The following is a 12,882-nucleotide window of genomic DNA, read 5'->3' on the forward strand; positions in this document are numbered from 1 at the left end:
ATGCATCCCAATGATGATGACCGCACCCAGTTCATGCCGCGTCCGGGTGGTCGTGCGCCAGAGCCCAATCGCCCCGAACCGGCGGCCGCTGCGCCGCTTTCGATGCCTGCCGCACCCGTCCTGACGGGTAAAGCAGAAGGCTTGAACCCACTGGAAAGCGCCGCCGGCCCGCTGTTGGCCCTGCTGACGCGGCTGCGTAACACGCTTTCCCATCCGGCGCCGTCGAGCCTGCGGGCGCAATTGCTGGCCTACCTGCGCCAGTTTGAAGAGCGCGCCGAAGCCGCTGGCGTGGCCCGCAACGAAGTGCTGCTGGCCCGTTACGCGCTGTGTACCGCCCTCGATGAAGCGGTACTGAGCACGCCGTGGGGCAGTACCAGTGACTGGGGCAAGCAAAGCCTGTTGATCACCGTGCATAACGAAGCCTGGGGCGGCGAGAAGGTTTTCCAGTTGCTGGATCACTGCCTGCAAAGTCCACGGGAGCGCCTGTACCTGCTGGAGCTGTTGTACCTGTGCATGTGCCTGGGGTTCGAAGGTCGCTACCGGGTGATGAACGACGGTCGCAGCCAGCTGGAAGCCCTGCGCGAGCGCACCGCTGCGGCGATCCGCAGTGCCCGTGGCGAACATGAGCGTGAGTTGTCGCCCCATTGGCGCGGCGTCACTGTGGCGCGTGACCGCCTGGCGCAATTCATGCCGCCCTGGATCGCCGTGGCCATCGGCGTGGCGCTGTTGTTGGCGTTGCTGTTCGGTTTGCGGATGAAGCTGGCGTCGGATGCCGAGCCGGTGTTCAAGAATATTCATGCGCTGGGTGAGATTCCGGTGCAGGCCATCGACCGGCCGGTGGTGCAGCCTAAAATCGTCGAGCGACCACGTCTGGCGGGCTTCCTCGTTGAGGACATCAAGGCCGGTCGTGTGGCGGTGGAAGATGCCGTTGACCGTTCGGTGGTGACCATTCGTGGCGATGAACTGTTCGCTTCGGCCAGCTCCAGCATCGTCGACGATTTCCAGCCGCTGATGCTGCGTATCGCTGACGCCATCCGCAAGGTCAAGGGCCAGGTGCGGGTCACTGGCCACAGTGATAACCGTCCGATTGCCACTCTGCGTTTCCCATCCAACTGGGCGCTGTCGGAGGCTCGGGCCAAGTCGGTACTGCAGATTCTGGCAGCCAAGACTGGCCAGCCGGACCGCTTCAGTGCCGAGGGCCGCAGCGACACCGAGCCGGTGGCGACCAACGCCACAGCCGAAGGCCGTGCCCGCAATCGTCGGGTTGAAATCACCGTATTGGCGGAGGGCGTCGAGTGAAGGCGTTTTTCAGTTTTGTGATTCGCTGGGTGATCCCGTTGCTGGGCCTGATCGCCCTGAGCCTGATCATCTGGTTTGTCGGGCCGTTGCTCGAATTCCTGGTGCCGGAAGGGCGGCGCTGGGCGCTGATCATTCTGGTGTTCGCGGTGTGGATTGCCTACCGGGTGTTCCGCATTATCCAGGCGCGCCGTCAGGCCGCCGAAGTGATGCGCAGCCTGGCAGCGGAAACTCCTCCGGATCCGGCCAGCGTTGCCACCGCCGAAGAGTTGGCCACCTTGCGCCAGCGCATGGACGAAGCACTGGTCCTGTTGAAAAAGGCCAAGCTGGGCGGTGACGAACGCCGCAATCTCTACGAGCTGCCGTGGTACGTGATCATTGGCCCGCCGGGTTCGGGCAAGACCACCGCGCTGGTCAACTCCGGCCTGCATTTCCCGCTGGCCGCACAACTGGGCGCCGGTGCCGTGCGTGGCGTCGGTGGTACTCGCAACTGCGATTGGTGGTTCACCGATCAAGCCGTGTTGCTCGATACCGCTGGCCGCTACACCACCCAGGACAGCAATTCCACGGTAGATAAAGCTGCCTGGCTGGGCTTTCTCGACCTGCTGAAGAAGCAGCGCTCACGGCGCCCGATTGACGGTGCGTTCATCGCCATCAGCCTCTCTGATTTGCTGCTGGGCAGCGACGCCGAGCGCGCTGCCCATGCGGCGGCGATCCGTTTGCGTATCCAGGAGCTGTACACCCAATTGGGCGTGCGTTTCCCGATCTACCTGATGCTGACCAAGCTCGACCTGGTGCCGGGCTTCATGGAGTTCTTCGATAACCTGAGCAAGGAAGAGCGCGCTCAGGTCTGGGGCATGACCTTCGCCCTGGACGACGGCAAAAACAGCGACAGCCCCCTGGCGAATCTGCAAAGCGAATTCGCCGGCCTGGAGCAGCGCTTGAACGAGCGGTTAGTGGAGCGCCTGCAACAGGAGCGTGACCCGGCGCGACGTGACCTGATCTACGGCTTCCCGCAACAGTTCGGCGCGTTGAAGGATTGCCTGCAAAGCTTCCTCGAAGGTGTGTTCAAGCCCAATGCCTTTGAAGAGCGCGTATTGCTGCGCGGTGTGTACTTCACCAGCGGCACTCAGGAAGGCAGCCCGATTGACCGTTTGATCGGCGCCATGGCCCAGAGCATGAACCTGGACCGCCAGCACCTGGCGCGCCAGAGCGGTACCGGGCGCAGTTACTTCATCGAGAAACTGTTCAACGCCGTGGCCTTTGCCGAGCGTGGCCTGGTGGGGGTCAACCCCAAGGTCGAGCGTCGACGCAAGTGGATTGCCCGCGGTGTTCTGGCCGCCACCGTCGCCGTGGTGTTGGTGGTGGGTACGTTGTGGTGGGTGAGTTACCGCGCCAATCAGGCGTACATCGCCCAGGTGGATCAGAAGGTCGCGCCCCTGGGCCAGACCGTGCAGAACCTGAGCCCGGCGCAACGGGAAGTCCTTGCCGTGTTGCCGCTGCTCAATGCCGTGAAGAACCTCGCCGGTGATTCACCGAGCTGGTCCGAAGGCTTGGGCCTGTATCAGGGCGACATGCTTGAAGCCGAGTCCGGTAGCGTTTACCGCAAGCTGTTGATCGCGGTGTTCGCGCCACGGTTGGTGACGCGTATCGAAGAGCAACTGCATGGCGGTGGTAATTCCGACTTCCTCTACGAGGGCTTGAAGGCTTACCTGATGCTCGCCGATAACGAGCATTACGATCCGGACTTCATCAAGGCCTGGATCGCCCTGGACTGGGATCGCAACCTGCCGCGTGACCTGCCGGCCGATCAGCGCCAGGCACTGACCGGGCACTTGCAGTCGCTGTTCGAACGCCATCCGCCAAGCGCCCGCCTGGACCCGCGCCTGATCGACGACTTGCGTCGGCAACTGCAACAACTGCCGGTGGCCCAGCGCGTGTACGACCGGGTCAAACGTCAGAAGCTGCCGGACGGTATCCCGGACTTTCGTATCAACGAAGCGGCTGGCCGCGATGCCGCGCTGGTGTTCAGTCGCAAGAGTGGCAAGCCACTGGGTGAGCCTTTGAGCGGTTTCTTCACTGCCAAAGGTTATCGCCAAGCGTTCCTGCTCAGCAGCCTGAACCAGACCGGTACCCTGGCCGAAGAGCAATGGGTGCTGGGCCAGGAGCAGGCCGATCAGCAGAACGTCGTCAGCCTTGCCGCCGACGTGCGCCGCCTGTACTTCCAGGACTATCAGCGCCAGTGGGATGCCTTGCTGGCGGACATCGACTTTGTGCCGATCACCAGCGTGGCCCAGGCAGCTGACGTGCTGCGGGTGATTTCCGGTCCCACCTCACCGCTGAAAAAGCTGCTGGTGGCGGTGGCCAAGGAAACCGACCTGCAACAGGAAGAACGCTTGTTGGCCGCCAAGGGCGCGCCGGTGGAAGGTGGCGTCGACAAGCTCAAGACGCGCCTGGGCAACCTGCTGGGTCAGGATGAGTCGCCTGTGACCAACGCACCGGCTGCCAGCGATGATCCGGTGACTGCACACTTTGCCGAGCTCAACAGCATCGTTGCCAAGAACGAAGGTGAGCCGGCGGCCATCGATGGGCTGCTGGCCGACATGAATGCGCTGTATGTGCAGGTCAGTGCCATGGTCGGTGCCAGTGGTGATGCCTTGCTCGGCGAAGCCAAGAACCAGGCCGCTGCGGCGGCCACCCGCGTCAGCTTGAATGCTGAACGCCAGCCGCCGCTGGTACAGGGCATGGTCAAGTCGGTGGTCAACTCCACCACCAACAGCATGATGGGCGGGGTGCGCAATCAACTGAACGCGGCCTGGGTCAGTGAAGTGGTGAACGTCTACCGCCAGTCTCTGGCCGGGCGTTACCCGATGTCCCCCGGCAGCGCCCGGGACGCGACGCTGGATGACTTCGGTCAGTTCTTCGGCGTGGGCGGGGTGATGGATAACTACTTCCGCAAATACCTGCAGCCTTATGTCGACACCTCGGCACAGACCTGGCGCTGGCAGCCGGGTGCCGCGCAGAAACTGGGGATCTCGCCAGGGATACTGCAAACCTTTCAACGTGCAGCGACCATTCGTGATGCGTTTTTCCGCTCCGGCGGCACCCAGCCGATTGTGCGTTTCGAGCTCAAGCCGGTGGCGATGGACGCGACCATCACCCAGTTCCTGCTGGACCTCGACGGCCAGCAACTGAGCTACGACCACGGCCCGGCCCGGCCGGTTGCGATGCAGTGGCCCAACCCCGGCAGCATCGGTGTGGTGCGAATTTCCATCATGCCGCCGTCGGCCACCGGCCGCTCCGGTATCACCCTGGACGGCCCATGGGCCTGGTTCCGCCTGCTGGAGCAGTCGGACCTGACCGCTGGCAACTCGCCGGACCGCTTCAACCTGCGGCTGCGGGTTGATGGCGCGAGCATCTCCTACGAGTTGCGGGCCAACAGTGCCTTCAACCCGTTCAAGAGCCGCGTGCTCAGTGGGTTCAGCCTGCCGGAGCGGCTATGACGACGGCGGGGTTCTACGGCAAGTTGGCCAGTCGCGGGGATTTTGTCAGTCGTGCTTTGCCGCAAAGCTTTATCGGCCCCTGGGACAGTTGGCTGGCCTCGGGTTTGCTCGCCAGCCAGACCAGCCTTGGCGCCGAATGGTTGAACGTGTACCTGGTCAGCCCATTGTGGCGTTTTGTGCTGGCGCCGGGTGTGTGCGGGCCGGACGCAGCCGTAGGCGTGGTGATGCCGAGTATCGACCGGGTTGGGCGCTATTTCCCGCTGACGGTCGCTGCGCTGTTGGATCACGACACGGACCCTGCGTCAGTCATCGGCGGCCCGGATGCCTGGTTTGAACAGGTGGAAGAGTTGCTGCTGAGTACCCTGGATGTCGAGGCCAGTTTCGAAGGATTCAGTGACGGGCTCGAAGCCCTGGGTACTCCGGCGTGCCAGCCGCGCACTTTGGGTAGTCGCTTCGCCGGTTTGCAACGTTTTCCCGCCACCGATCCGCAAGCGCGCATGACGGTGTTGGCGGAACAGGCCTGCGAAGGTGCCAGCCTGTGGTGGGGCCGTGGTTCGGAACGAATTTCTGCTGGTTTAATGCGGTGTCAGGGCCTGCCTGCTGCCGGCGATTTTGCGCAATTTTTGCTCGGACAAGAAGGTGTTGTGTAGATGCGGTCCACTCACGGCGTCACCTTTAGATCCGCAAGCAAGAGCCATGTCGGCATGGTCCGCCAGGTCAATGAAGATGCTTGTCTGGACCTGCCGGAAAACGGCCTGTGGGTAGTCGCTGATGGCATGGGCGGGCATGCGGCGGGCGATTACGTCAGCAGCCTGATTGTCGACAGTCTGCGGGGTATTGCGGCGGGTCGGTCCCTGGATGAATACGCAGCGACGCTGCGCACGGAGCTGATCCGGGTCAATGGTGCGGTGCGCGAAGAAACCGCCAACCGCGGTGTGACCATGATGGGCAGCACCGTGGTGCTTCTCGCCACCCGTGGCTTGCGTGGTGTGTGCCTGTGGGCGGGCGACAGCCGCCTGTATCGCCTGCGCGACGGCGTGCTGGAAAGCATCTCCCGTGACCACAGCTACGTGCAGGACCTGCAAGACAGTGGCCTGCTCAGCGAAGCCGATGCCCGCGTGCATCCTCGGGCCAATATTGTCACCCGCGCGGTTGGCGTGGAGGCACAGTTGGAGTTGTCGTCGGTCGACCTGCTGATCGACCCCGGCGACAGTTACCTGCTGTGCAGCGATGGTTTGAACAAGACCGTCGAGGACCATGAGATCCGCGAAGTACTGAGTCATGACGAGCCGGACGAGATCGTGCGCAGCCTGGTGCATCTGGGGCTTAACCGTGGGGCGCCGGACAACATCACGGCCATCGTCGTGAAGGTGTCGTCATGAACATCGTCATTCCCGGCTTCGATATCGAAGGCGAGATCGGTGAGGGCGCCATGGCCAGCGTCTACCTGGCCACTCAACGTTCCCTGGAGCGCAAGGTAGCGTTGAAAATCATGGCGGCCGCGCTGGCCGCCGACCCGAGTTTCTGCGAACGCTTCCTGCGCGAGGGCAAGACCCTGGCGCGGCTGTCCCATCCGCACACTGTGACCATCCATGACATCGGCAACGTCGGTGAACTGTATTACATGGCCATGGAGTACTTGCCCAACGGCACGCTCAAGGAGCGCATCGCTTCTGGCCTGACACCGGAGCAGGGGTTGGTTTATATCCGCCAGATCGCCTCGGCACTGGGCTATGCCCACGCTCAGGGCCTGGTACACCGTGACGTCAAACCGGCCAACATCCTCTTTCGCGCGGATGGCACTGCCGTGTTGTCGGACTTTGGTATTGCCAAGTCCCTGGATGATCGCACCCAGTTCACTCAGGCCGGTTTTGCCGTTGGCACCCCGAGCTACATGAGCCCGGAACAGGCGCGAGGCCAGGACATCGATGGCCGTGCCGACCTGTACGCGTTGGGCGTGGTGTTGTACGAAATCCTGGTGGGCAAGTTGCCCTATACCGGGACTGACGCACTTTCCACCGCGTTGGCGCACCTCACCGAGCCGTTGCCGGAACTGCCGGTGCACCATGGCCGCTATCAGGGTGTATTGCGCAAGCTGTTGGCCAAGGATCCGGCGGAACGCTTTCCGGATGCGGCAGCGTTGCTGTTGGCATTGGATCATTTGCCCAAGGACGCGGTAGAGGCGACGCTGATTCGGCCGGCCGTCATGCCCATTCCGGTGAGTAGCGACCTGGCGGGCCTGACCCCGGTGTCCATCGAGATTCCCACCGAGAAGCCCCAGGCCCAGCCTCAACCGGTGCGTAAACCGGTGGTCACGCCAACGCAGCACTCTGCGGCCTCCGGGCAAAATCGCGGCCCCGTGCTGGCGCTGGCGGCTGTTGCGGTGGCGGTGGCGCTTGCCATTGGTGGCGTGAGTTATTGGTGGCTGAGCGGCGATAAGCCTGCCGCGCCACCAACGGTGTCGGTACCCAAGACGCCTGCGGTCAATACACCTGTGGTCAAGACGCCGCCTGCTGTGACTCAGCCGGTGCTGGCCGACGTGGATGGCGGTCAGCGTCCGTTGCTGATGGCGGGCAAGAAAACCTTGTTCCAGCGAGTGCTCAGTAAGCCAGGCGCCAAACTTTCCAATGACGCGGGCGGTACAGCGGGCAAGGCCTTGCCGGCGTTTTCTGTGCTTTACGTTTACCAGCGCAAGGACGTCGGCGGTATTGCGTGGTTGCGCATTGGCGCCGCCACCGACGGGCGCAGTGACGGTTGGTTGCCAGCCTCGCAAGTCAGTGACTGGAAGCAGAGCCTGGTGCTCAAATTCACCGAACGTTCGGGCCGGGCGCCAGTGATGTTCCTGCGCCAATCCAGCGAAGTGGAAAAGCTCTTGGCGGATCCTGGCGCCGCGAAAAACCTGCTGCTCAAGGTGCAGAAAAACAGTGAGGACAATCAGCAGGTGCTGGCCCTGGAGCCTGCTGCCAGCGCTGTGCCGCAAAACCAGTTCTACCTGCTGCCGATCTTCGACTCCAAGGAGAGCCTCGACGAGAACGGCCAGCCAGTGCAGTTGCTCAACGTCGCCTCCATCGACCCTGGCAGCACACCGCAAACCGTGGCCAAGGCCGCTACGCCGGTGATCAGCGCCAACGCGGATTCCTTCCGCACCGCCGTGGTGTTGGTGGTGGACACGACGGTGTCGATGCAGCCCTACATCGACCAGATTCGTGACGTGGTGCATGAGTTGCAAACACGCATTGCCGAGCGTGGCGAGCTGGATAGCGTGAGCTTCGGCATGGTCGGCTTTCGCAACAGCATCAAGAAAACCCCGGGCCTGGAATACGTGGCCAAGACCTTGATCACCCTCGACCAGGGCCGTGACCCGCAACGCTTCCTCGACATGGCGCGGCAGGTCAAGGCGTCGACGGTGTCCAGCCACTCGTTCAACGAAGATGCATTTGCCGGGGTGATGCAAGCGGTAGAGGGCATGGACTGGTCCGGGTATGGCGGACGCCTGATCCTGCTGGTCACCGACGCCGGTGCGCTGCGCAAGAACGACCCATACGCCACCACCCAAATGAACGAAGCCGAAGTGCGCCAGGCAGCCCTGGGCAAGCAAATCAAGATCTATGCCCTGCACCTGCGCACCGACGTCGGCAAGAAAACCCACGCTGGTGCCGAAACCCAATACCGTACCCTGACCGCCGACGCCAACCCGCAGATTGGCGACTTGTACACGCCGGTGCCGGGTGGCGATGTCCATAAGCTGGGTGAGCGTGTCGACGAAATCGGCAGCGTGTTCGCCAACCTCGTGCACCAGGTGCGCAGCAACACACCTCAGCCGGTACCGTTGCTGGGACCTGCGCCTAGTCTGGCGGACAAATCGGCTGCCGTCGGCTATGCCATGCACATGGACTTCCTTGGCCGCAAGACCGCGAGCCAGGCGCCTCAGCTGGTCAGCGCCTGGACCGCCGACCGCGACCTGACCAACCCGGCGCTGCCGGCGTTCCAGGTGTGCGTGATGTTAACCAAACTGCAACTGAACGACTTGCAGCAATCGCTGAAATTGATCGTCGATGCGGCGCGTAAAACCCAAACATCGCCGAAAGACTTCTTCCAGGAAATCGCCAGCGCCAGTGCTTACATGAGCCGCGACCCGTCGGCCTTGCGCAAGGGCGGCAACCTGGCGGACGGCGGTATTCTCGGCGAGTACCTGGAAGGCCTGCCGTACCGCAGCAAATCGCTGAACATGACCCAAGACTTGTGGTTGTCGTTGAGCGTGGCCGAGCAGGAAGACTTTATCGACGAGCTGGATTCGAAAATCCGCCTTTACGAAACCTTCCACAACGATGTGGCCAACTGGGTCCGTTTCGGCGATGCCGAACCGGGTGATGCGTTGTACCGCGTGCCCTTGTCGACGCTGCCGTAATGCTGAACCTGAACGCGGTGCACAGGAGCCGGGGCGTCGGCAGCCAGCGCTATAGCCTGGTGATTCCGGCGCTGCGCCTGGGTGCCGGAGAGCAATTGGCGATCGTCGGCCCCAGTGGCTGCGGTAAAAGCACGTTGCTCGATTTGCTGGCGCTGGTGTTGGCGCCGGATCAGGTGGGCCAGTTTGCCTTCAACAACGTCGACATCGCCGGGCTTTGGCGTGCCGACCAGCAAAGTGTCCTGGCGGATTTGCGCAGCCGGCACCTGGGCTATGTGCTGCAAACCGGCGGGCTGCTGGGCTTTCTGGATGTGCGCAGCAACATTGCGCTGTCCCGCAAGCTGCTGGGCCTGAAAGATGACGGCAGCGTGACGCGTTTGGCCGAGCAATTGGAGATCACCGATCAGTTGACCAAGAAGCCGGCGGCCTTGTCCGTGGGCCAACGCCAGCGGGTGAGTTGCGCGCGCGCCCTGGCCCACGGCCCGCAATTGTTGTTGGCGGATGAACCCACTGCTGCCCTCGATCCATTGAACGCCGAACGGGTGATGCAGGCGCTGTTGGCCCAGGCTCGAGGGCATCGCACGTGTTGCGTGGTTGCTACCCATGATGAGCCGTTGGCCCGGGCCAGTGGTTTGCAGGTGCGGCGCATCAGTTGCCGGCGTGACGCCGACGGCGGTGTCACCGCCACGCTTGGGGAGGCCTGCTGATGCGCGGCGCGCTGGTGGCTTCCCTGGCCTGGCAGGATTACCGCAACGATACCTGGCTGTCGGCGTGCTCGGTGCTGGCATTGGTGGCGGTGATCGCACCGTTGCTGGTGTTATTTGGCCTGAAGTTTGGACTGGTTAGCAGTTTGACCGAGCGTTTGGAAAATGACCCGGCCACCCGGGAAATTATTCCCCTGGGCGGTGGTCGATTCAGTGGCGCATTTGTCGAGCAGCTCAGTCAGCGTAGTGATGTGGCGTTTGCCTTGCCGCGTACCCGGCAGATTGCGGCGACCGCGGATCTGTCCGTCGGCAGCTCGGTACTGGTGACGGTGGAGATGTTGCCGACCGCCGCCAAGGATCCCCTGCTGGTCGGTTTGCCAATACCTCAAGGCCTGGACCAGGTGGTGCTCAGCCGCACCGCTGCCGAGAAGCTCGGGGCCAAGGCCGGTGATTGGCTGCAAGCCAGTTTTGGCCGTCAGGTGGCAGGTCGTGTCGAGGCGCAACGCACCCGGGTTCAGGTGCTGAATGTATTGCCGCTGGAAGCGTTCGCCCGGGACGGTTTGTTTGCGCCCCTGGGGTTGTTGGAAGCGGCGGAAGATTACCGGGATGGCCGCGCAGTACCGGCGTTGGGCTGGGAAGGCGATGTGGTCGGCGTGAGCGAGCAACGGGTGTACCCGGCGTTCCGTCTGTATGCCAGAAGTCTCACGGATGTCGAACCGTTGCGGGTGTTTTTTGCCGGGCAGAACCTGTTGGTGTCGACCCAGGCCCAAACCATCGCCCAGGTGCAGTCACTGAGCCGCAACCTGTCGATCGTGTTCTGGATCATTGCCGGGCTGGCTCTGGCGGGAGCGTTTGCGGCGATCTTCGCCGGCGCGTTGGCGTCGGTGGCGCGCAAGCGTCGGGAGTTGTCGGTGCTGCGGCTGTTGGGGTTTTCCACTGCCGGGCTGTTGCTGTTTGTGGTGTTGCAGGCGCTGTACAGCGCGAGTTTTGCGGCCGTGATCAGCGCCGGGCTGTACGGCTTGGCCGAATCAGGCTTGAATCAATTATTCGTGCAGGTGCCGGGCGAGTACGCCAGTCACCTGCTGGCGCAGCATTACGGCGTGGCCCTGATGGCTATCCTTGGCATCAGCGCCGTGGCGGCGGCGTGTGGCGGTTGGCGAGTGGCGCGTATCCAGGCGTCTGAAGGGATCAGAGATGTATAAGTTACTGGGCGCCATTGTGGCGCTGAGCCTGGCTTCGATGGCCTGGGCCGATGAAGCGAGCGATAAACTGGACAACCCCAAGCCGTTGGCGGATGACGTCAGCCTGCCGCTGCCGTGCGAAGGCAACATGGTGTTCCGCTACGTCTACGTCCTGGCCCAGGGCACTCTGGATGACCGCGAAATCAGCCTCGGCTACCCGTTCAGCGAGGGCGAGGCGGGCTATCAGCAGTCGTTTATCTCGGGTTATCGCCGCGACTTCATCAACGGCCAGTTCACTATCAAGGACTTACCCACCGAGTGGAACAAGGTCATTGCGCCGCTGATGCCCAAGACTGACGCCAAGACCCCGCTCAAGCCGATGCTGTACTTCATCGGCAAGTACGAAGTCACCGCCCGCCAATATGCCCAGGTTATGTCCCAGGCGCAGTCGCTGGCCAGCGGCGAGCCGGCTCCGGCCTGTGATGCGCCCACCGGCCTGGCCGGGCGCTTGCCCAAGGTCAAGCTGTCGCGGTTTGAGGCCGAGCGCTTCTCGGCGGTGTACAGCGCCTGGCTGATGAAATATCACCGTGAGCTGCTGCCGGTCAGCGGTCGTGGTGCGTCGGTGGAAGATGGCGGGCTGGGCTTTGTACGGCTGCCAACCGAAGTGGAGTGGGAGTTTGCCGCGCGTGGTGGCCAGGCCGTGAGCCGTCAGGATTTGGAAGGTCGACTCTTCCCGCGACGTATCGAAGGTAGCGAAAGCGACGGCCCGCTGGCGGATTGGGCCGTGTTTAACCAGGTCGCCGGTGGCACCGGCCAGGCGGCCCGGCTGATGCCCATCGGCACCAAGCTGCCGAATCCGATTGGGATGTTTGATGTGATCGGCAACGCCGCCGAGATGGTCCAGGAGTCGTTCCAACTGGTTCACGCCGGACGCCGTCAAGGCACCTATGGCGGTTTTGTGGTCAAGGGCGGCAATTACCTGGAAGGCGAGGGCACGCTGTTCACCGGCATGCGCCGCGAGTATCCGTTGTTCGCGGCCGATGGCACCGAGCAAAGTAACGAGACCACCGGTTTTCGCGTGGCGATGGGTGCGTTGTCGGCGCCCCGTTCACGCTACAAGGAGCTGTTCGCCCAGTGGCAGAAAGAAGGCCGGCTGGCTTCACTGACCGACGCCATCGACGACGCCCAGGACCCGACCAAGCGTCTGGACAGCATCATCGCCGCCAGCGTCGATCCGCGCCTGCAAGCCGAGTTGGGGCTGGTCAACGAAGAGCTCAAGCGCAACGTCTCGCTGATCGCCCAGCAGCGCGAGGAAGCCGCCGGTAACCTGATTCAGTCCTCCGCCCTGGTGGCCGAGACCATCAACAACTACAACATCCGCCTGACCAATCTGCAGAAAAGTCGTCAGCAGGCCGTGGACGCCAAGGACGAGGCCAGCGCGAAACTGTTCACCATGGCCATCGACAATGGACGCAGCGCGCTGGACGGCGCGGTAGCGATCTATATTGATAACCTGGCGACTGGCACGCGCTACACCGATGCAGTGATTCAGGCGCAGTTTCAAAGGATCAAGGAAGAGTTGGATCGCAAGCCAGTGCTGGGTAAAAGCCTGGTAACGCGCGCAACGTTATTCGTTCGTCATGTCGGCAACTATCGCAAACAACAGCGAGCCGACCCGGCGACGATATTGAAGGAATTGCTCGCAGCGAGCGGTCAGCGGTCTTGACCGTTGGTTGTACAGCGAGCTTGGAAGGGACTCAGGCGGCGGTGGGCCGTGCTGGGCTGGTCAAACT

The 12,882-nt window shown here is 62.9% G+C and carries 8 protein-coding genes; all 8 read left to right on the plus strand.

Annotated features, from left to right (window positions below; genetic code table 11):
- The 8 genes from GNF76_RS06900 to GNF76_RS06935 are packed head-to-tail and all read left to right on the plus strand — an operon-like array spanning nt 1 to nt 12,815.
- Nucleotides 1-1,299, plus strand: a complete 1,299-nt coding sequence (locus GNF76_RS06900; RefSeq protein ID WP_155582423.1) for a DotU family type VI secretion system protein — start codon at nt 1-3, stop codon at nt 1,297-1,299.
- Nucleotides 1,296-4,799, plus strand: a complete 3,504-nt coding sequence (gene tssM, locus GNF76_RS06905; protein WP_178123213.1) for a type VI secretion system membrane subunit TssM — start codon at nt 1,296-1,298, stop codon at nt 4,797-4,799. Before GNF76_RS06900 ends, tssM begins: the two co-directional genes overlap by 4 nt.
- Entirely contained in the window at nt 4,796-5,449 is a 654-nt protein-coding gene (gene tagF, locus GNF76_RS06910; RefSeq protein ID WP_155582424.1) for a type VI secretion system-associated protein TagF, read from the plus strand. Before tssM ends, tagF begins: the two co-directional genes overlap by 4 nt.
- The gene (locus tag GNF76_RS06915) at nt 5,450-6,181 is read left to right on the plus strand and encodes a PP2C family protein-serine/threonine phosphatase (RefSeq protein WP_155582425.1); all 732 of its coding nucleotides are present in this window, start codon (nt 5,450-5,452) and stop codon (nt 6,179-6,181) included.
- Nucleotides 6,178-9,207 (plus strand): serine/threonine-protein kinase, encoded by a 3,030-nt coding sequence (locus tag GNF76_RS06920; RefSeq protein WP_155582426.1) that lies wholly within the window; start codon nt 6,178-6,180, stop codon nt 9,205-9,207. Before GNF76_RS06915 ends, GNF76_RS06920 begins: the two co-directional genes overlap by 4 nt.
- On the plus strand, nt 9,207-9,911 hold the full coding sequence (locus GNF76_RS06925; protein WP_155582427.1) for an ABC transporter ATP-binding protein: 705 nt from the start codon (nt 9,207-9,209) through the stop codon (nt 9,909-9,911). The genes GNF76_RS06920 and GNF76_RS06925 overlap by 1 nt, the downstream gene beginning before the upstream one ends.
- Nucleotides 9,911-11,110, plus strand: coding sequence for an ABC transporter permease family protein (locus tag GNF76_RS06930; protein WP_155582428.1), 1,200 nt, complete (start codon nt 9,911-9,913; stop codon nt 11,108-11,110). The genes GNF76_RS06925 and GNF76_RS06930 overlap by 1 nt, the downstream gene beginning before the upstream one ends.
- Nucleotides 11,103-12,815, plus strand: a complete 1,713-nt coding sequence (locus GNF76_RS06935) for a formylglycine-generating enzyme family protein (RefSeq protein WP_155582429.1) — start codon at nt 11,103-11,105, stop codon at nt 12,813-12,815. The genes GNF76_RS06930 and GNF76_RS06935 overlap by 8 nt, the downstream gene beginning before the upstream one ends.
- Nucleotides 12,816-12,882 lie beyond the last annotated feature (67 nt).

This window comes from Pseudomonas spelaei, assembly GCF_009724245.1.
GTDB lineage: Bacteria > Pseudomonadota > Gammaproteobacteria > Pseudomonadales > Pseudomonadaceae > Aquipseudomonas > Aquipseudomonas spelaei.